The organism is Rhizobium croatiense (assembly GCF_019793465.1).
Taxonomy (GTDB): Bacteria; Pseudomonadota; Alphaproteobacteria; order Rhizobiales; family Rhizobiaceae; genus Rhizobium; species Rhizobium croatiense.
Map to the genome: position 1 here is coordinate 1 of NZ_JAILYJ010000015.1, position 20981 is coordinate 20981.

General features: G+C 62.4%; 15 protein-coding genes. 10 read left to right on the top strand and 5 right to left on the bottom strand.

Translation table 11 applies throughout. The annotated features are described in order from the left end of the window. The 8 genes from K6M89_RS22310 to K6M89_RS22345 form a co-directional block, all read left to right on the top strand. A partial coding sequence (locus K6M89_RS22310) for a DUF4082 domain-containing protein (RefSeq protein ID WP_222141010.1) occupies positions 1-266 on the top strand: 266 nt, incomplete at its 5' end. Positions 267-368: 102 nt separating this feature from the next. After that, positions 369-1553, top strand: a complete 1185-nt coding sequence (locus K6M89_RS22315) for a GTP-binding protein (protein WP_222141011.1) — start codon at positions 369-371, stop codon at positions 1551-1553. Positions 1554-1784: 231 nt separating this feature from the next. Further along, entirely contained in the window at positions 1785-7070 is a 5286-nt protein-coding gene (locus K6M89_RS22320; RefSeq protein WP_222141012.1) for a DUF4082 domain-containing protein, read from the top strand. A gap of 49 nt (positions 7071-7119) precedes the next feature. Then, positions 7120-8370, top strand: coding sequence for a GTP-binding protein (locus K6M89_RS22325; protein ID WP_222141013.1), 1251 nt, complete (start codon positions 7120-7122; stop codon positions 8368-8370). A 48-nt stretch (positions 8371-8418) separates the two neighbouring features. Further along, positions 8419-8727 carry a hypothetical protein gene (locus K6M89_RS22330; protein WP_040112893.1) on the top strand — a complete coding sequence of 103 codons (309 nt, stop codon included), beginning with the start codon at positions 8419-8421 and terminating at the stop codon, positions 8725-8727. 45 nt (positions 8728-8772) lie between these two features. After that, on the top strand, positions 8773-10917 hold the full coding sequence (locus tag K6M89_RS22335) for a peptidase domain-containing ABC transporter (RefSeq protein ID WP_222141014.1): 2145 nt from the start codon (positions 8773-8775) through the stop codon (positions 10915-10917). After that, a complete protein-coding gene (locus tag K6M89_RS22340) occupies positions 10914-12353 on the top strand; it encodes an HlyD family type I secretion periplasmic adaptor subunit (protein WP_222141015.1) in 1440 nt (479 codons plus the stop codon). Before K6M89_RS22335 ends, K6M89_RS22340 begins: the two co-directional genes overlap by 4 nt. A gap of 426 nt (positions 12354-12779) precedes the next feature. Further along, positions 12780-13571 carry a DUF6030 family protein gene (locus K6M89_RS22345; protein ID WP_222141134.1) on the top strand — a complete coding sequence of 264 codons (792 nt, stop codon included), beginning with the start codon at positions 12780-12782 and terminating at the stop codon, positions 13569-13571. A 64-nt stretch (positions 13572-13635) separates the two neighbouring features. On the opposite strand, the gene K6M89_RS22350 is transcribed toward K6M89_RS22345, so the two are convergent. Continuing rightward, the gene (locus K6M89_RS22350) at positions 13636-13935 is read right to left on the bottom strand and encodes an FkbM family methyltransferase (protein WP_246642623.1); all 300 of its coding nucleotides are present in this window, start codon (positions 13933-13935) and stop codon (positions 13636-13638) included. Between the two features lie 259 nt (positions 13936-14194). Between K6M89_RS22350 and K6M89_RS22355 the strand changes: the two genes are divergently transcribed. Together K6M89_RS22355 and K6M89_RS22360 are read left to right on the top strand one after the other, a co-directional pair. Further along, on the top strand, positions 14195-14461 hold the full coding sequence (locus tag K6M89_RS22355; protein WP_064685161.1) for a type II toxin-antitoxin system prevent-host-death family antitoxin: 267 nt from the start codon (positions 14195-14197) through the stop codon (positions 14459-14461). Further along, positions 14461-14874: a hypothetical protein gene (locus K6M89_RS22360; protein ID WP_222141016.1), complete on the top strand. Its 414-nt coding sequence runs from the start codon at positions 14461-14463 to the stop codon at positions 14872-14874. Before K6M89_RS22355 ends, K6M89_RS22360 begins: the two co-directional genes overlap by 1 nt. A 296-nt stretch (positions 14875-15170) precedes the next feature. Here K6M89_RS22360 and K6M89_RS22365 read toward each other — a convergent pair whose 3' ends face one another. The 4 genes from K6M89_RS22365 to K6M89_RS22380 all read right to left on the bottom strand — a co-directional run bounded on the left by K6M89_RS22365 (position 15171) and on the right by K6M89_RS22380 (position 20972). After that, positions 15171-16790, bottom strand: coding sequence for a GMC family oxidoreductase (locus tag K6M89_RS22365; protein WP_246642629.1), 1620 nt, complete (start codon positions 16788-16790; stop codon positions 15171-15173). A 2-nt stretch (positions 16791-16792) separates the two neighbouring features. Continuing rightward, positions 16793-18322 carry an FGGY-family carbohydrate kinase gene (locus K6M89_RS22370; RefSeq protein WP_222141018.1) on the bottom strand — a complete coding sequence of 510 codons (1530 nt, stop codon included), beginning with the start codon at positions 18320-18322 and terminating at the stop codon, positions 16793-16795. Positions 18323-18408: 86 nt separating this feature from the next. Beyond that, on the bottom strand, positions 18409-19251 hold the full coding sequence (locus K6M89_RS22375; RefSeq protein WP_222141019.1) for a class I fructose-bisphosphate aldolase: 843 nt from the start codon (positions 19249-19251) through the stop codon (positions 18409-18411). Then, complete coding sequence (locus K6M89_RS22380; RefSeq protein WP_222141020.1) at positions 19224-20972, bottom strand: glycerol-3-phosphate dehydrogenase/oxidase; 1749 nt, start codon at positions 20970-20972, stop codon at positions 19224-19226. Before K6M89_RS22380 ends, K6M89_RS22375 begins: the two co-directional genes overlap by 28 nt. Positions 20973-20981 lie beyond the last annotated feature (9 nt).

Below are 20981 nucleotides of genomic sequence, written 5' to 3' on the forward strand. Positions count from 1 at the left end.
TGAATTTTGCAACACCGGTCACCATCGCCGCCAACACCACTTATGTCGCCTCCTACCACACGACAGGAGCCTATGTGGCGACCAACAATTTCTTTACGACCGCCGTCACTAATGGTCCGCTGACGGCCCCGTCAAGTGCCGTCGCCGGCGGCAACGGTGTCTATGCCTATGGAGGATCCGCCACTGCAGGTCTTTTCCCCACCAACACCTACAATTCAGCGAATTACTATGCCGACGTGGTCTTCCGGCCGCAGCTCGTCGCGTGAGGCATGTGAGGGGATTACGAACGGGTTTCGAATGAGGCTGATACGTCGCAAGTACTCGCCGCGGCTCCGGTCGCCCGGAACGCCCACATTCAAGGAAGGCCGATGAGCAGGATCGAACGGCTTCCGGTAACCGTGCTGGCCGGCTTTCTCGGCGCCGGCAAGACGACGCTCCTCAGCCACGTTCTGAATAACCGTCAGGGCCTGCGGGTCGCCGTCATCGTCAATGACATGAGCGAAGTGAACATAGACGCCAGTCTCATTCGCGACGGCGACTGCAACCTGTCGCATACGACGGAGACATTGGTCGAGCTCAGCAACGGCTGCATATGCTGTACCCTGCGCAACGACCTCCTGACGGAAGTACGACGGCTGGCAGAGGAGCGGCGATACGACTATCTGTTGATCGAGGGCACCGGCATTGCCGAGCCACGTCCCATTGCCGCAACCTTTTCCTTCCGCGACGAGACCGGTGTTTCGCTCGCTGATTTTGCCAGGCTCGATACGATGGTCACCGTGGTCGACGCTGCAAATCTGTTAGCCGACTACAGCAGTGCCGACCTGCTTGCCGACCGTGGCCTGCAGCGTGACGGTGAGGACCGGCGCACCCTGATCGACCTGCTGGTGGATCAGATCGAGTTTGCCGATGTCGTCGTGATCAACAAGATCTCGGATGCGACCGAAGAGGTCCGCGCGGAGGTGAGCAAGATCGTTACCTCTCTCAACCCGGATGCGCTTCAGGTGGAGACGGATTTCGGCAAGATTTCTCTTTCAACCGTCCTCGATACAGGCCTCTTCGATGAAGCAAAGGCCGCGGCGCATCCCCTGTGGCACAAGGAATTGTACAGCCCGGATGAGCATGTTCCGGAGACGGAGGAATACGGGGTCTCAAGCTTTGTCTATCGCACCCGGCGTCCCTTCGATCCGATGCGGTTTCGGGCATTCCTCGACGAGCCCTGGCCGGGAGTGCTGCGCGCCAAGGGCCATTTCTGGCTTGCCACGCGCCCGCGTCATGTAGGCCTGATGTCGGCTGCCGGGATCCAGCGGCGCTGCGAGCCCATGGGGCTCTGGTGGGCAGCCGTGCCCCGGCAGGACTGGCCCAACCACCAGCAGTTTCATCGACAGCTGCAGAGCCGATGGGACAGCGCCTGGGGCGACCGCCGGCAGGAACTGGTTTTCATCGGCGTGGGCATGGACGAGACAACTGTACGGACTGCGCTGGACGGATGCCTCGCCAGCGCCGATCCGCGCGACTGGGCCGCCCTCGAAGATCCGTTTCCGGCCTGGTAACACGGGCGGCGAACGACAACGCTCGAGTTAACCGGCGCGGTCACCCAGCGCGGCCACCTGGCAGCAGCTGTAGGCGGCTTTGGGACCTTCTCGGCCAGTAGGCGCTGAGGGTCATCATATCGACGTATGGGGGTACCACCCATATACCCCAGATTGCTGTCGTCCGTTCCTTCACGAAAGCTGGCAGGATGAATGTCTGCAATGTCGATCGACGGATTGGGGACGCCGCTGATGCGGAGAATTCATGTCAGTAATCGTGAGTACCTGAGTATATTTGGTGGAGCGTTGATTATCTGTCGTTCATCCTCTGCCTGGAGCGCAGGCCTTGGATCCACGACGGTCGTGTCTTCGACGAATAGCGATGGTTCCCCGGGCTTTGCCAATCAGGGCAGCGCAACAGTCCAATCCTCCTTCACCGGCACGGTCACATCGTCCCTGACATCATCGGTCGACATGCAGGCGCCCTCGGCATCGCCGACGGCCATGCCGACGCCTGCGGCCGATGGCGGCACGCAGGACACGTCCACGAAGACGGCGTCGGCTGCGACGGTCTTCGAGACGCCTTCCTCGACATCCGAGCGCACCGTGCTTGGCCCGGATCCGCTCGAGGAGGCTGCGACACTGCCTGCCGCTCCCGAGCTGACCGGTGTTACCAGCAATGCCGATACGGGCAGCGGCGAAACGGCGGCGCCTGTTCCTTCTTCCGGCAGTGTCGCCACGGCTTCGTTGCGCCTACAGGCCTCGATTGCATCCATTTCGGTCGAGCAGAGCCAGGACACATCTGCGGAGACGACAGCGGCCCCGACAGCACTGGTGGCCCCAGCGACGGCTGCGCCTGCGGCGACGCCCAACAAGATCGCGCTGGAAAACCTGAAGCAGGGCAACCCGATCAGCGAGTGGGGGCTGGAGGGCGACGGCGGCGGCACCATCCAGGGCTTTGCCACCGAAATCAGCACGAATATAGGCCAGACGGTCAATTTCAAGATCGCCACCGATTCCACCCATTACCGCATCGATATCTATCGCATGGGCTATTATGGCGGGGCTGGCGCGCGCAAGGTCGACTCGATCGAGCAGCAGCTGACCACGGCGCAGATCCAGCCGCATCCAATCGTCGACATGTCGCTCGGTCTCATCGATTGCGGCAACTGGTCGGTCTCAGCAAGCTGGCAGATTCCATCGGACGCGGTCTCCGGCGTCTATTTCGCCAAGCTGGTGCGCGAGGATGGCACCGAGGATGCCAGCATCATCCCCTTCGTCGTGCGCGACGACGCCTCGACCAGCGATATCGTCTTCCAGACATCGGACACGACCTGGCAGGCCTATAATGCGTGGGGCGGCGCCAGCCTCTATTATGGTGAAGTGCCCGTCGATCCGGCAGACATGATCGGCTACCTGCCGCCGAACTGCAGCTGCGGCGTGACCGCGATCGGCCGCGCTTCGGCGGTCAGCTACAACAGGCCGATCATCACCAATACGAGTCCTATCGGCGGCTCGCATGATTACATCTTCGGCGTCGAATCCTCCGCCATCTCGTGGCTGGAGCAGAACGGCTACGACGTGTCCTATATATCAGGCGTCGATACGGCGCGCAGCGGCGGCCTGCTGCTCAACCATGATGCCTATCTCTCCGTCGGACATGACGAATACTGGTCTGCCGAACAGCGCGCCAATGTCGAGGCCGCCCGCGATGCCGGCGTCAACCTCGCCTTCTGGAGCGGCAACGAATGCTATTGGAAGGTGCGCTGGGAAAGCAGCATCGACGGCAGCGGCCAGGCCTACCGCACCATGGTCTGCTACAAGGAGACCTGGGGCACGAGCACGGATCCGAGCAATGTCGGCACCGGCACCTGGCGCGATCCGCGTTATGCCGATCCGGGGCAGGAGCCGGAGAATTCGCTGACGGGCACGATGTTCCAGGTGGACAGCTACCGCCAGGATACGATCTCCATCCCCTACGACTATTCGAACCTGCGCTTCTGGCGCAACACCGAGGTTTCGGAGCTGCAGGAGGGCGATAGCTATAATCTCGTGCAGAACCTGCTCGGCTATGAATGGGATTCCGATGTCGAGAACGGATTCCGTCCGGATGGACTGATCAATCTGTCGCTATCCTCGGTCTCGGTGAGCACCTATCTGCGCGACTACGGCACGACGGTCGGCGATGCGGTGGCAACCCACAGCCTGACCATGTACCGGGCGGCAAGCGGCGCGTTGGTCTTCGGCGCCGGCACCGTCTTCTGGTCCTGGGGCCTGAGCGACAACCATCAGGGCCCGACGACATCGACCGATCGCAACGTGCAGCAGGCGATGGTCAACATGTTCGCCGACATGGGCATCCAGCCGATGACGCTGGATGCGAGCCTGATCCTGGCGACACAATCGACCGATACGCTGAAGCCCACCTCGTCGATCAGCTCGTCGATATCAGGCGCAAGCTTCGTCGAGGGGCAGCGCGTGACGATCACCGGCACGGCCCAGGATTTCGGCGGCGGCATCATCGCCGGCGTCGAAATCTCGACCGATGGCGGCCAGCACTGGTTCAAGGCGACGGGCCGCGAGACCTGGAGCTATAACTGGGTCGTCCAGGCGAGCGGGACCTATACGATCCTGTCGCGCGCCGTCGACGACAGCGTCAACATGGAGGCGCCAGCGGCCGGCAAGCAGGTCACCGTCACCCTGCCGGACACGCAGGGCCTGTGGACGCTGGCGGACAAGCCCGCCGTCGAAACGGCGATCGATCGTGATTCCGTCGAACTCGGCCTGCGCTTCCAGGCGACGACGGCAGGCTATGTCGAGGGCATCCGCTTCTACAAGGGCTTCTACAATACCGGCGACCATGCCGTCAGCCTCTGGAGCGCCAACGGAACGCTGCTGGCAACGGGGGTCTCGGTCGGTGAATCGCTCTCCGGCTGGCAGACGGTGATGTTCTCCAGCCCGATCCAGATTGCGGCCGGCACGACCTATGTGGCCTCCTATCACACCAATGGCTTCTACTCCGCCACCGATAATTACTTCGGCGGCACCTATGCCAGCGGCGCGCTGAAGGTCGTCGATGGCGGCGGCGTCTATGCCTATGGCGATAATGCCGGCACCTTCCCCGGACAGAACCTCGGAACCGGCACCAACTACTGGGTCGACGTGGTCTTCGACGCCGGCCCCAACAGCGCGCCGGTTGCGACCGACAATACCGGGCTGACGCTGACCCGCAACGACAGCGTCGTCATCTCGATCGCCTCGCTCGTCGGAAACGATACGGATCCCAACGGCGATGCGATGACGATTTCGGCCGTCGGCAATGCCGTCAACGGCACGGTGATGCTCAACAAGCAGAACGGCACCATCACCTTCACGCCAACCAGCAATTATTCGGGGCCGGCAAGCTTCACCTATACGCTGTCGGACGGGCGCGGCGGCACGGATCAGGGCAATGTCAGCCTCACCGTGGAGCCAGGCCCTTCAGGGGAGACGCTGTTCAAGTCGAGCGAGGGGCCGACGGGCGCAGGCTTCAGCGAGGGCCAGTCGCTGGAACTCGGCATGCGGTTCTCCGCTTCGTCGAGCGGCATGGTGACCGGCATCCGCTTCTACAAGGCGTCCGGCGATACCGGCCCGCATACCGGCTCGCTGTGGACGGCCGACGGCACGCTGGTCGCGACCGTCACCTTCGCCGACAGCGGAGCGGTGAGCGGCTGGCAGACCGCGACGTTCTCGAACCCGGTGCATATCCTGGCCGGCACGACCTATGTCGCCTCCTACCACACGACGGGCTCTTATGTGGCAACGGCAAATTATTTCACGACCACCCATAGCAATGGCTCGCTGACGGCGCTTGCCGGCAGTAACGGCGTCTTTGCCGACGGCTCCGGTTTCCCGACCTCCAGCTACCAGTCGTCGAACTACTGGGTGGATGTCGTCTATAACCAGACGAGCAACGTGCTGCCGGTCGCCGCCAATGACAATGGCTACACGACCTATTCCAGCACGGCGCTGTCGATTGCCGCAGCCAGCCTGCTTGCAAACGACACCGATGGCGATGGCGACGCGCTCAGCATCACCGGTGTCAATGGTGCGGTCCACGGAACGGTGAGCTTCAACAGCCAGACCAAGTCAGTCATTTTCACGCCGACGGCGGGTTATACCGGCGCGGCAAGCTTCTCCTATACGGTTTCGGACGGGTTTGGCGGCACGGCGGCCGCCACTGTCAGCCTCACTGTCGACACGCCGCCGGCCGGGGGCGCGACGTCGAGCCTGTTCACCGGCGCCGATACGTCGGGGATTGCCGCCGCCAACGACGCCAACTCGGTCGAACTCGGCGTCAAGTTCATCGCTTCTGCCAACGGCCAGATCACCGGGCTCACCTATTACAGAAGCGCCCAGGATACCGGCACGCATGTCGGCTCGCTGTGGACGGTGAACGGCCAGCTTCTGGCCCAGGCGACCTTCATCAACGAGACGGCAAGCGGCTGGCAGACAGTTTCCTTCACCCAGCCGATGAATGTTTCGGCCGGCACCACCTATGTGGCAAGCTACCATTCGAACGGCTTCTATTCGGCAACAGCGAATTACTTCACGACGGATTATTCGAACGGTGCGCTGACGGCGCCGTCGAGTGCGACGAGCGGCGGCAACGGCCTTTATGCCTATGGCACGAGCAGCCTGTTTCCGACCGCTTCCTACAATGCGAGCAACTACTGGATCGACGTGCTCTATCAGCAGGGCAGCGGGCAGAATGCGGTTCCGGTCGCCGCCAATGACAGCGGCTTCTCGACCAACACCGGCACGCCGATCACCATTCAGGCCTCGGCACTCCTGGCAAACGATAGCGACGGCAATGGCGATCCGCTTGTCGTTACCGGTGTCAGCGGCGCGGTCAACGGCACTGTTTCCTACGATGCCCAGGCCCAGACGGTGACATTTACGCCGACGGCAGGCTATTCGGGGCCGGCAAGCTTCAGCTACGCGATTTCGGACGGCAAGGGCGGCACGGCCTCGGCCCAGGTTGCGCTCACCGTCAACGGCAGCCAGTCGGCTGGGCCGGAGCAGAACCTCTTTGCCGCCGATGCGACGCCTGCGATCGTCAACGCCAACGACAACCAGCAGATCAATCTCGGTATGAAATTCCAGGCCGATACCGCGGGCTGGATCACCGGCATCCGCTTCTACAAGGGTGCCGATAATACCGGCCCGCATAACGGCTATCTGTGGACGGCCTCCGGCACGCTGCTCGGCAGCGTCACCTTCAGCAACGAGACGGCGAGCGGCTGGCAGACTGCGCAGCTCACCCAGCAGATCGCGATCCAGGCCGATACGACCTACGTCGTTTCCTACTCGAGCAACGGCAATTACTCGGCGACCGGCAATTATTTTGCCAGCGATGTGACGAATGGGGACCTGAAGGCGCCCGGCGGCAATAACGGCGTCTATGCCTATGGATCGGGTGGGCTGTTCCCGACCGCCAGCTACAACAGCACGAACTACTACGTGGACGTGGCATTCAAACCGCAACTCGCGGCGTAATGCCCACGCGGATGTAAGACCAAGCATGCCGTAAAGAGTGAGAGTATCGATGATGCGTACAGATATCAGATTGCCGGTTACGGTTCTCGCCGGGTTTCTCGGCGCCGGAAAGACGACTGTCCTCAATCATGTCCTGAGCAATCGGGAGGGTCGTCGGGTTGCTGTCATCGTCAACGATATGAGCGAGGTCAACATCGATGCGGATCTCGTGCGCGAGGGCGGCGCGGATCTGTCGCGCACGGACGAGACGCTGGTAGAGCTCACCAACGGGTGCATCTGCTGCACCCTGCGCGACGATCTCCTGAGCGAGGTGCGGCGATTGGCAGCCGCCGGCCGTTTCGATTATCTGCTGATCGAGGGCACCGGCATTGCCGAGCCGCTGCCGGTCGCAGCCACGTTCTCCTTCCGCGACGAAAGCGGGGCAGCCCTTTGCGACGTCGCCCGACTGGACACGATGGTCTGCGTCGTCGATGCGGTCAATCTGCTTGCCGATTACCAGAGTGCCGAGTTCCTTGCCGATCGCGGCGAACGGCGTGACGGGGACGATGAGCGCAAGCTCGTGGAACTGCTCGTCGAGCAGATCGAATTTTCCGATGTCGTCATCATCAACAAGGCAGGCGACGTGCCGTGCGCCGACCTTGCCGAGGTGCGCCGGGTCGTCGCGGCCCTCAATCCGGATGCTGGGGTGATCGAAGCAGTCTTCGGCCAGGTGCCGCTCGGCACGATCCTGAATACCGGTCTCTTCAGCGAGGCGAAGGCCGCCCGCCATCCGCTGTGGCACAAGGAACTCTTCGGTTGGGGCGACCATGTGCCGGAGACCGAGGAATACGGCATCAGAAGCTTCGTCTATCGCAGCCGCCGGCCGTTTGATCCCTCAAAGCTGCAGGGTTTCCTCGGCAGGAAATGGTCTGGCCTCATCCGTGCGAAGGGGCATTTCTGGCTGGCGACGAGGCCGGATGAGATCGGCCTTCTGTCGATTGCTGGCACGCAGTGCCGCATCGATACCAGGGGTTTCTGGTGGGCCTCGGTGCCGAAGGTGCAGTGGCCACGCTTTCCGCAGTTCCGCCAGCTCATCGACCGGTATTGGGACGAGGTCTGGGGCGACCGCCGCCAGGAACTCGTCTTCATCGGCGCCGGCTTCGACGAAGGAGCAATCAGGGCGGCACTCGACGACTGCCTGACCGGTGAGGAGACAGGCTTCGACCCGCAGACTGCTGTCGGGCTCCGGGACCCGTTTCCAGCCTGGCCGCACGGGCATGTGCATGCACATCAAACAGTTAGAGCGTCCTCATGGACGTAAGGCGCCCTAAGGTGAAGACGTTTTGATTATGAACCAGAGGAGAGAACAATGAGCAACGAACTCTACGCAGACGGCATCGGCGAAATCACCATTACCGGAACGATCGTGCGCATCGACCTGATGTCGCTTTCGGCTACCGATCGTGATGCCAACAACAACCCGAAACCGGTCTTCCGCCAGCGCATCATCATGCCTGTCGATGCCTTCGCCAATGCGGTCGATCTGATGCAGAAGGCGCTCGGCGGGTTGGTCGAAGCGGGGGCGGTTCGTCGCGTTGGCGATATGTCAGCTGCGGCGGCTGCCGATATTCAATCGGGGCCGGCCGGCGCTTCGAACGCTTCGCCGAACTTCAACTGATAAAACAGATATCGCCTCGGTTTCGTATTGGGTTTCGGGTGGGCCATGAGTGGTTTTCTGCATACCAACCTGCATTGTCTGGCGCTCGTCGCGCGGCATCACGGCGTCGATCTTGCTCCTGAGCGCCTGCAGCACGATTATGCCATCGGCAACGATCCCGTTGCCGTGCGGCAGCTGCTGCGCATGGCCAAGGATGCCGGCCTCAGGGCCCGGCATCTGACGCTCGACTGGCGATCGCTGTTTCAGCTCGGCGAGGCCTTTCCGGTGCTCGCGGAACTGACGAACGGCAATTGGGTGGTTATCGCCGATGCTGTCGGGAGCGGTGAGGAGGAGAGAATTCGCGTTCTCGATCCGCTCGCCTCACGCGCCGAAGCGATGATGCTCAGCGAAGAGCAATTCGCCAAGGCCTGGCTCGGATCGGTGATCCTGCTGAAGCGCAATTATCGCATGTCCGATGAGGACCGGCCCTTCGGCTTCCGCTGGTTCGTTCCCGAAATCATCAAGCAGCGCAGCTTCTTCCGCGATGTCGCGCTCGCGGCCTTCGTGCTTTACGGCCTTGGGTTGATGACGCCGATCTTCTTCCAGCTCGTCATCGACAAGGTGCTCGTGCATCAGAGCTATGCGACACTGACGGTTCTGACGGCCGGCATTGCGATTGCGCTCGTCTTCGACGCGACGTTCACCTTCCTGCGGCGCTATCTGCTGCTCTACGCCACCAACAGGATCGACATCCGGGTCGCGACCCGCACCTTCGGCCACCTGCTGAACCTGCCGATCGCGCTCTTCGAACAGGCTTCCGCCGGCGTTCTCGTCAAGCACATGCAGCAGACGGGGCGCATCCGCGAATTCCTGACGGGCCGGCTGTTCCTGACGCTTCTCGACGGCGTGTCCCTCTTCGTCTTCGTGCCGATCCTGCTTCTCTACAGCGTCAAGCTGACGCTCGTGGTGCTCGGCTTCGCAGCGCTTGTCGGTCTGGTGGTGATGCTGCTCGTCGGGCCGTTCCAGCGCCGCCTGCAGGCACTCTACCAGGCGGAAGGCGACCGGCAGGCACTGCTGGTGGAAACCGTGCACGGCATGCGCACCGTCAAATCGCTGGCCCTGGAACCGCGCCAGCGCAAGGTATGGGACGATTATTCGGCCCAGTCGATCTCGGTGCGTTTCCGGGTCGAGAAGATCTCGACCATCGCTCAGGCGATGACCGGACTGCTGGAGAAGCTGATGAGTGTCGCGATTATCGGCCTCGGCGCGCTCGATGTCTTCAATGGCGCGATGACCATCGGCGCGCTGGTTGCCTTCAACATGCTCGCCGGCCGGGTCTCCGGACCGCTCGTCCAGATCGTCACCATGGTGCATGAATATCAGGAAGTGGCGCTCTCCGTGCGCATGCTCGGCGAGATCATGAACCAGCGGCCGGAGCAGGCGGGCCGCGGGCGCGGTGTTCGGCCGCATCTGCGGGGCCACATCGCATTCGACAGGGTCACCTTCCGCTACGCTCCCGACACCGCGCCGGCGCTCGACAATGTCTCCTTCGCCATTCCGGCAGGCTGCGTCTTCGGCGTGGTCGGCAAGAGCGGCTCGGGCAAGACGACGATCACCCGGCTCATCCAGGGACTCTATCAAAGCCAGGAAGGGCTGGTGCGCATGGATGGTTACGACAGCCGCGAGATCGACCTCGTGCATCTGAGAACCAGCATCGGCGTCGTGCTGCAGGACAATTTCCTGTTCCGCGGCTCGGTGCGCGACAATATCGCCGCGGCCAAGCCCGATGCCAGCATCGAGGAGATCATGGAGGTCGCCCGCATCGCCGGCGCCGAAGAGTTCATCGAACGGCTGCCGCGCGGCTTCGACACGATGCTGGAGGAAAATGCCGCCAACCTCTCCGGCGGCCAGAAGCAGCGCCTGGCGATTGCCCGCGCGCTGATCACCGATCCGAAGCTGCTGATCTTCGACGAGGCGACGAGCGCGCTCGACCCCGACAGCGAGGCGATCATCCGCGAGAATCTGAGCCGCATCGCCGCCGGCCGCACCGTCATCATCGTCTCGCACCGGCTTTCGACGCTCGTCGATGCCGATGCCATTCTCGTTATCGATCGCGGCAAGGTCGCCGATATCGGCCGGCACGATCAGCTCGTGTCGCGCTGCATGACCTACCGTCACCTCTGGGCACAGCAGATGAGGCAGGTCGCATGAACGCGCATATCAGAAAATCCAGCGAGAACCTGCCCGTACGCTCGAACAAAGCCCCGTCGGCCACGGGGCCGGACAAGGGCAGGGAGCTCACCGCCCGCCCACCGCTGCCGCCGGCAATTGCGGAATTTCAGTCCGACGCCGTCGAGCTGGAAGAGCGCGCGCCGCCGCGCGTTGCCCGCATGACGCTCTACTGCGTCACGGCGCTGCTTGCCGCAGCGATCACCTGGGCCTCGGTCTCGTCCATCGACGAGGTGGTGATTGCGCCCGGCAAGCTCGTCACCACTCAGCCGACCATCGTCGTCCAGCCGCTCGAAACCTCGATCATCCGCACGATCGACGTGAAGGCCGGCGAGGTGGTGCGTGCCGGCCAGACGCTGGCGACGCTCGACGCCACCTTCAGCCAGGCCGATGTCGGGCAGCTGAAGACGAAGTTTTCCGCCCTCGACGCCCAGGTGAAGCGGCTTGAGACCGAGCTGACCGGCGAGGACTATTCGAAGATCGCCGGCAATACGCCGGACGAGCAGTTGCAGGTGCAGCTGTTCGGCCAGCGGCGTGCCTTCTACACGGCGCAGCTGCAGAATTTCGAGCAGCAGATCGCCGGCCAGTCCTCCGTCCTTAAGGCAAACCGCAACCAGGAGGCCGTGCTGAACGACCGGCGCGACAATCTCTCGCAGATCGAGGCGACACGAAAGAAGCTCTATGACACGGAAAGCGGCTCGCTGCTCACCATGCTCGGCTCGCGCGACGCCCGCCTTGATGTCGAGGCCGATATCACTGCCGTGCGCGGCAAGGCCGACGAGGCGGCTCACACCCATGCCAAGCTGGTTGCCGACCGTCAGGCCTTTATCGAGGATTTCCGCCGTGCCGCGATGGAGCAGCTGGCGGACCTGCGCAGCCAGCGCGACATGGCGGGCGAAGAGCTGAAGAAACTGGAGCTGCGCCGCAACATGGTGGCGCTGACGGCACCCGCCGATGCCGTCGTGCTCGATCTGGCGCAACGTTCGGTCGGTTCAGTGGTGCGGGAGGCCGAACCGGTCGTCACGCTGGTGCCGATCAACGTACCGCTCGAAGCCGAAGTGTCGATCAACACGCGCGACATCGGCCGCGTGGCCGTCGGCAAGGAGGCACGCATCAAACTCGACGCCTATCCCTTCCAGAAATATGGCACCGCCTCCGGCGAAGTGAGAACCATCAGCCAGGACACCTTTCTAACCGGCCAACAGGAGCAGTCAGCCACCCCCGGCCAGCCGGCCGCCCCCTTCTTCAAGGCGCGGATCCTGCTTGCCGATACCCGGCTGAATGCCGCGGATGTGCCGGTGCGGCTGCTTCCCGGCATGACCGTGTCGACGGAAATCAAGGTCGGCAACCGCACGGTGATGTCCTACTTCCTGTATCCCTTGCTGCGCGGACTCGATAACGCAATACGTGAACCATAGGCTGACGGATCGGTTGGCTGAAAACACAGTTCCGAGTGAGCTTTGAGGCAGATATCGCCTCTCATCGTCTGCGGTTTGGCGGCCTGCATGTTCGTGAAGTCGGTCGCCGCTTGACGCTATACGCGCCTAACCTCACACTCGCTGTGTCGAAGGTGAGTCGAACAGACTGTACGGTTTTTCAGATGCGTTGCTCACCTCCCCAGGAGCCGCGAGCCGGGGCTGATCGATCCAAGCCCGGTTGGTCGCAAAGAGAATCGAGGTCGCTCGACTTCGAACTCGCACCGGCTCCTATTTTGTTTGTGAGGCCGCGCCGTGGATAAGGTGTTATCAGACGTCGATCCTCCTGGCGGCGGCCCACGTTCACACTGGAATTTCCCATGGCGGAACGTCCCCCGCTGGCTGCTTTGGCCAGTGCTTTTGATCTGCATGTTGCTTGCAGCCGGGGTCGTCGTTTTTTTCGGTGGAAGCGACCGCCTCGAAGGTCCGGCTGGGCCCATTGAAGATCGAGCTCTCAATAAGGCTGCCCCATCATCGGAAATCGCCGCCCGTCGTGATGATGAGGCTGCTTCTCCTCTCCGGCCGATGTCGATATCGCCGCAGCTGATCGAGGTCCCGAAGCCGGCGCTGGCAGGTCAGTTTCTACGGATATGGCGCGTCTCGGGGTCGAACATTTGCGCTGCTCTTCGAGAGGCCGGTATCGAGATGAGCGAATGGAAAGCGGCATCGATGCGCAATCGCAATTATGAATGTTATTTTCAGCGCATCTATGAACGCGACGAGGCGCGTCCCCTCAGTTCCACCTTCCTCAAGGTTCGTGGAAATGAAATGGGTGATATTGTTGAGATCCGCGCCAGGATCATCGGGCCGACGACAGACGATGAGGGGCGTCTCGCCCCGGCTATTCTGCGCATGTTCGAGATCATTGTGAAGCAGGCGTGCTGGCGCGATTTCGAGGATAGTCTTACGTCGATCCAAAACCTTCGAAATGTCGAAGAAGAGCGATTCGGCGCCTATCTCAGTTTCATGCGCGAAGCCGATGGCGGAAGTAATTTTGATTTTGTTCTTGGTCTTAAGGCGACTTCAGCTTCGCAGGTGAGGACCAAGACGTATTTTTCGCCAGAGCGCTGGCTAACCGGAACCGATCGCCGCCCCATTTCGGGGAACGTGATCCTCACGGACCGCTCGGGCACGTCCACGTCAGCCAATTGTGCAAATTGACGGCGTAGGAGGGTAACCTGCGGGAGTTGCTACGACCGCTGAGAAGGGCGCCACGAACGACGCTTTACAAGTCCTTACGGATAGAAAAAACGTAGTTATAAGGCCTTCCTGAAGAGCTCTTCCGAACCTCCTCGGACGACAGGGACCGCAATCTTCGATCTTTCAGGCAATATACCGAATAGCCAAACGGTGTGAGATAGTCGATCACACTGGCGACAGCGTTGGGTCGATGTCGGTCTTCCGCCTCGATGAGCAGGTTGGGATGGTCCCGGCTCAATATGGCCTCCGCACCTTTGAGTACTTTTAGCTCGTGGCCTTCAACGTCGATCTTGATGAAGCCGACAGCGTTCACTGGGGATCGCATCGTTGCAACGCCAGAGCTATCGGAGTGCGACCTGCTCGACCCGAACCGACCTTCGATCTCGCCAGGGAATGATGGCGCGGTGGGACTGGTCCATCGCGGAGGTCGAAACCACCGCAGACCGGGCAGGCCTAGTTTCCCGACTACGTTGGCCCAGAGAGAGGCCCCCGCCGTTCAATCGTGGGAATAAAGGCAGCTTCAATATATACAGCATTATTGGAAATGCTGTATATAACAGCAAATACAGCAAAGGAGGACGCCGATGCCCAGGTCAAGCGGTTCCTATTCTACCAGTGATCTCTCCCGGAAATCCGGCGACATCATCGCCGAGGCGCTTCGTCATCCGGTCACCATCACCCAGCGCAACAAGCCGCGCCTCGTCCTCCTCAACATCGAAGACTACGAGCGGCTGATGAAGCAATCCGACCGCCGATCCGCCGGCACCATCGGGACCATGTCGGATGAACTCTTCGCTGAATTCGAGAACGCCGTCGAGACCTATGCCGGCGAGGATGAGGCAGGTCGGTAGTGAGTTACGACCTGATCCAGACCGCAAGCGTCATACGCTATCCTTACCTGTGGGCGCGGGAGGCTGCGCGTGGAGAGACGGAAGGACGCAAGGAGCGACCGGTCGCCGTGGGCGTGAGAATGCCACGGCCGGACGGTGATCTGGTCATGTTCTTTCCCATCACCACCAAACAGCCGGAGGCATCGCGCTTTGCCGTAGAGGTGCCTGCGATCGAAAAGCGCCGCGCCGGCCTTGATGCCGATCGCAGGCTTTGGATCATCTTCGATGAGTTCAACACCGACACCGTCGGCAATTCATTCTATCTCGAGCCCGAGCCGCCGACAGGCTGCTTCAGCAAAGCCTTCTTCCTGCCGTTGCTGCGCGAATTCATCCGCCGCCGCAAGTCGGCCACGGAAGTCAGCCGGTTCCGCTGACGGCCACGGCAAGAGTGCGGCGGCGTATTGATCGTCATGAAATGGATTTGACGAAGCAGTTTGCCGCGGCCGGCGCTGGTAGGTGAGGCTCTCGCGCGTGGAAATGGAATGTACCCCGGCTACATGCGAATCTGGCGTAAGTTCTATTATGGAACTCGATTATAGGGGCGAACGCGAAGCGGCTGGAACAGTGCTCGTCGCGCCAAAACCAACGCCACCGAGATATCAATGTAGAGACGCTCTGGCGGGCATCGAGCGACGCGACGGCCGGTTGGTTGCGCGGGGCATGGTCCTCCCTAATCGCCTTTGATGATGGCTTCCGCCGCCTTCTCAGCAACCATGATCACCGGCGAGTTCGTGTTGCCGGAGACGATCGCAGGCATGATCGAGGCATCGACGACCCGGAGCTTCGCCACGCCGTGCACGCGCAGCCGCGTGTCGACCACCGCCATGGGATCGCTGCCCATCTTACAGGTGCCGACGGGATGGAAGATCGTCGTGGCGATGTCGCCGGCGCGGCGGATCAGATCGTCGTCGCTCTCATATTCTTGGCCCGGCAGCATTTCCTGCGGATTGAAGCGGGCTATAGCCCTTGTCCCCATCAGTCTACGCGCGTGGCGGATGGATTTTGCCGCAAGCAGCCGGTCGCCGGCGGTCGAAAGATAGTTCGGGCGGATTTCCGGCGGCTGGCTGGCGTCGCCTGTCGTGACATGTACAGTGCCGCGGCTTTCTGGCCGGAGGCTGCAGACGGAAACCGTTACTGCGGGATAGCGGTGCAACGGTTCGCCGAGCCGGTCCGTGCTGAGCGGCTGGACATGATACTCGAGGTCCGCCGTGGCGACGGCGGGATCGCTTTTGGCGAAGATTCCGAGCTGGCTCGGCGCCATGGAAAGAGGGCCCGACCGGTTGATGGCATATTGAAGGCCCATTCCGGCGCGGCTGAAGAGGTTGTGGTAAAGCTGATTGAGCGTGCGCGCGCCTTCGATCTTGAAGACCGTGCGGATCTGCAGGTGATCCTGGAGATTTTCGCCAACGCCCTTCAGGGGGTGACGAACCTGAATATCAAGGGCCGAAAGAACCTCCGGCCGACCGATGCCGGAGAGTTCTAGGATTTTGGGTGAGTTGATGGCACCCGCCGACAATACGACCTCGCGGAAGGCGCGGGCGATACAGAGCCGGCCGCCAAGCCGGAAGCGCACCCCGGAAACCGCCTTGCCGTCGAACTCCAGCCGTTCCGTCTCCGCGCCCGTCAGGACGCGAAGATTCCCCCGCTTCATCGCCGGCCGCAGGAAGGCTTTCGTCGTGTTCCAACGCAGGCCGCCCTTCTGATTGACTTCGAAATAGCCGGAGCCTTCATTGTCGCCATCGTTGAAATCATCAGTCTTCGGAATGCCGAGTTCTTCCGCTGCATCGCGGAAGGCGTCGAGGATCGGCCAAGAGAGGCGCTGGCGCTCGACGCGCCATTCACCGCCAGCGCCATGCATGGCGGATTTGCCGCGGTAATTATCTTCCGACTTCAGGAAATAAGGAAGCACATCGTCCCAGCCCCAGCCGGCGTTTCCGGCCTGCCGCCATCCGTCATAATCGGCCGCCTGGCCGCGCATGTAGATCATGCCGTTGATCGACGAACAGCCACCGAGAAGTTTTCCGCGCGGATAGTTCAGTGCGCGGCCATTGAGCCCGGCCTCGGCGGCCGTCTTCATCATCCAGTCGGTGCGCGGATTGCCCATACAGTAGAGATAGCCGATCGGCACATGGACCCAGTGATAGCGGTCCGTGCCTCCGGCCTCGAGCAGCAGCACCCGGGTTTTCGGATCGGCCGAGAGCCTGTTTGCCAGAACACAGCCGGCGGAGCCTGCGCCGACGATGATGAAGTCGTAGCTTCCCTCGTCAATCGGCGTTTCATTGCCTTGCATCGTCACGCTGCAGCTCCCGTCGCCGTAGGTTCGGCTGCCGAAAGCCGCCGCCAGAGCGGCGCCATGGCTTCCGCTATGTCATTGTAAAGCGCGTAGCGCCGGTCGTAATGCGCAGCGAGCGCGGCATTCGGCCGATAGTGCCGGTCGATACGTACCATGGCATCCGCACCTTCCGTAAAATCGGCGAACAACCCCACTCCGGTTCCCGCCGCAATCGCCGCACCGAGAGCCCCGGTTTCCCTGGAGATGGCGACCGAAACCGGCACGCCGAGCACATCGGCAAAGATCTGCGGCCAGAGGCGACTGCGCGATCCGCCGCCCGACAGCACCGCCTGGTCGAAGGTCGCCCCCGCTCCGCGGAGCGTCTCGACGTGTTGGCGGTGGCCGAAGGCAACACCTTCGAGCAGGGCGCGGATCAGGTGTCCCTTGGTGTGCCAGCCGGCAATGCCGTAAAAGCCGGCCCGTGCATGGCCGTCCTGCTGGGCGCCGTAGAGATAGGGATGATAGAGCGGATCGTCGGCAGCCGGCTGAATTTCCGCCGCCAGCGCACAGCAGGCGTCGAAGGGCGAGACGCCCTCCGCATGGTCGCCATCGAAAAACTCCCGCACCAGCCATTCGAGATTGGCAGCCGAAGTGGCGCTGTTTTCCATCGCCATGTAGCGCCTGCGATCGAAGGTCGAGGACATGAAGACGGGTCCGCCGAGATCAGGCCCGTCGATGATGACCTGGTTGATGCTCCAGGTGCCGGCGATGATCGAGGCGCTGCCGGTGCGCGAGACGCCCGAGCCGAGGGCCGAGGCGACGACGTCGAAGAGCCCTGCGACCACCGGCGTGCCGGCGGCAAGACCGGTTTCCGCCGCGACCTCTTCCGTCACCCTGCCGGCCATGTCGGCGCTTTCGATCAGCCGCGGCAGCAGGTCCATGCAGTCGCCAAGGCCGTAAGCCGCCATCAGCGTGCGGTCATAACGGCGGGCGGCGAGATCGAGCAGCCCTGCCCCTGACATATCCGACATCTCGCTGACACGCTCGCCGGTCAGCCGGTTGACGACGAAATCCTTGGAGTAGAACACCGTGCCGATGCGCTGGAAAATCTCCGGTCGATGACGTTTCAGCCAGGCGAGCAGCGTCGGTGTCTGCGAGGGCCAGGGCCGTTGGCGGGCGATCGGATAGGTGCGATCGCCGACAGCCTCAGCCGCCCATTCCTCGACGAGCCCGGTCGCCCGCGTATCGAGCGACTGGATGCCGAGGAAGGGTTCGCCATTTCGATCCAACGCATACAGCCCGTTGCCGTGACCGGCGCAGCCGATTGCGGCGATATCAACCGCAGCAATGCCTGCCCGGTCGAGGCAGGTGCGAATGACGCGCTTGGCGTTGGCCCAAAGCTCGCCGAGATCCCGCTCGACATGGCCGGGACATGGCATCCGGCTATGCCCCTCCTCTCCCGCATAAGCCACTTCCCGACCGGTACGGTCGAAGATCACCGCCTTGATGACGGTGTTGCCGGCGTCGAGCCCCAACAAATATTCTCCCATTCCGAACCCCTCCCAAGGTTCTGTCATTGCTTGTCCAATTCCAAAGATAAACCGCTTCACGCTTTTTCGGGAATTGCTTCGCCACCTCAGCCTTGCCGATAGATTGCAACGGCTTCTTCGCCGCTCGCATCCTGGTGGATGATCGCCATCAGCCCGCGCACGACAGCGCTTGGATTGGCATGCTGGTAGATGTTGCGGCCATAGACCATGCCCATCGCGCCCTGCCCCATCAAGGCGGCCGATTTGGCGAAGACGGCGGCGAGATCCTCCTTGCCGCCGCCGCGCACGAGCACCGGGCATCGCGCCGCTTCGACCACGCGGTGGAAATCCTCCGCATTCGTCGTCGGATCGGCCTTGACGATATCGGCGCCCATTTCGCGGGCAAGCCGCGTCAAGGTGACGATCTTGTCGGCATCGCCGTCCACCATGTAGCCGCCGCGCTCGGTCACCGGCTGCATCACGAGCGGTTCGATCATGAGCGGCATGCCGTATTTCTCGCAGTCCGCCCGGACTCGCGAAATATTCTGCACGCACTGGCGGAAGAGATCGGGCTCATCCGGCAGCATGAACAGGTTGACCACCACGCAGGCGGCATCCATCTGCAAGGCCCCGACCAGCGGCTCCGCTTCATTTTGCAGCACCGCCCACATGTCGCGGTGGCGGATACGGTTATAGGGATTGCCCATGTCGATGCGCATGACGAGCGCCGGCTTGTCCTTGCCGGGCAGATCCTGCAGAAGGTCGGCCTGGCCATAATTCATCTGGATCGCATCCGGCTTCGCATCGACCAGCGCCTTGACGACGGCCGGCATGTTCTCCAGTCCGTCGAGAAAGGACGGCTCGTTGCAGACGCCGTGATCGATCGCCACATCAAGGCAACGGCCGTTGCCAAACAGCCGGTTCATCCGGACCTTGCGGTTGTCTCGCATAATTCACTCCTTCGTTCGTTCCTTGCGGAAAGGCTTGCCTCCGCGACGCCGTGGCGCTCGCGCATGATAGTGAGAAAGCGGATGCGCTCTTCGGCGGCGCGCTCAGCCGACCAGCCTCTTTCGACGGCCAGCAGGTCGAGCACGGCGTCAGCCATGTCGAGCGAGAGCTCGCCGGAAATTGCCATCGTCGTGCGGCGCAGCAGCAGGTCGTCGAGATGCTCGACGGCTTCAGCGCCGATCAGATATTGGACTTCGCGGAGGCTATAGCCGGCATGCGGCAAAGGATGGTCAGGGCCTGCCGCGATGAAGCCGGCGACATCCTCCGCATCGGTGCCGTAGCGTTCGAAGAGGATCGCAGCGCGATCGATGGAGATACCCGTCGAGGCCGCAAGATCACGAACCCAGCCTCCGCCATCTTTAGGAAAGGCCCTTCCGCCGCCAAATGCCCTTTCCGCCGTATCGACGCGCCGGTGCCGGCCGAGCCGTTCCAGGACCATGTCGGCCGCCAGCTCACCGAAGGAGCGGAACGTCGTCCACTTGCCGCCGATCATGCAGAGCACCGGCGGGCCGCTATCATGGCCTTCGATCACGGTGCAGAAATGGTCCCGCGGGATGCGTCCGGTAAAACTGTCCTTGCTGGCCGGCAGCGGGCGCACGCCGGCAAACTGGAAAACGATCTCTTCCGGCCGGATGCGAATGCCCGGCAGCACGAAGGCAAGCGATTGCAGGATATAGTCGCGCTCGTCGGTCTCGCAGCGCACAATGCCGGGGTCATCGACGCGAATATCCGTCGAGCCGACCAGCACCTTGCCGAGATAGGGAAAAAGGATGCAGATGCGTCCGTCCTCGTTCTCGTAGTAGATCATGTGCCCGCCGAGCATGTCGCGGAGCGCGGGATTGTCGATGATGAGATGCGACCCCTTGGTGCCGCCCATCAGCGCGGCAGGCCGCGCGCGCTCGGGAAAGAGCGATCCATTCGCGATGTCGATCCAGCCCCCGGTCGCGTTGACGACCAGCGTCGGTTGGATGCGAAACGTCTCCCCGGCGATGCCGTCGCGCAGCAGAAAGTCCCCCGCCCCGGTCTGTTCGATCGTCGCATAGTTCAATGCCCGGGCATTCGGGCCGGCAGACAGGCCGTCGCGCAGCAACTCGATGCCGATCCGCTCCGGATGGCTCACCCAGGCGTCGTAATAGGTCGCGGAACTGCGGATCCCAGGATTGAGCGCCGGCCATTTTGCCAGTGTCGCCCGGCGTCCGCGGAACTGGTGGCGGGGCATCAGCGCGCGTTTGCGCGTCAGGAAATCGTAGATTGCGAGGCCGGTCTTGATGGCGACGGCGCCGCGGCGGCTCGGACGACGGGTGAGACCGAGGAAGCGCACGATGCCGTTGGCGAGGCCGGAGAAGACGTCGAAAACAGGAACCGTCGTCCGCAAGGGCGCCACATAATGGGGGGCGTTGCGCAGCAGCCGGTCTCGCTCGACCAGAGACTCCTGCACGAGGTTGAATTCGCCATTCTCCAGATAGCGCAGCCCGCCATGGACCATGCGCGAGAGGGCGGCGCTCGCACCGGAGCAATAGTCACCTTGCTCGACGAGCAGCACGTTCACGCCCTGCAGCGCAAGCTCGCGGAAGACGCTGAGCCCGTTGATGCCGCCGCCGAGGACGCAAACGTCCACCTTCCGGCTTTGGCGAAGCCCGTCCATTGTTTCCAGTCGGTTCATGATGGCGTC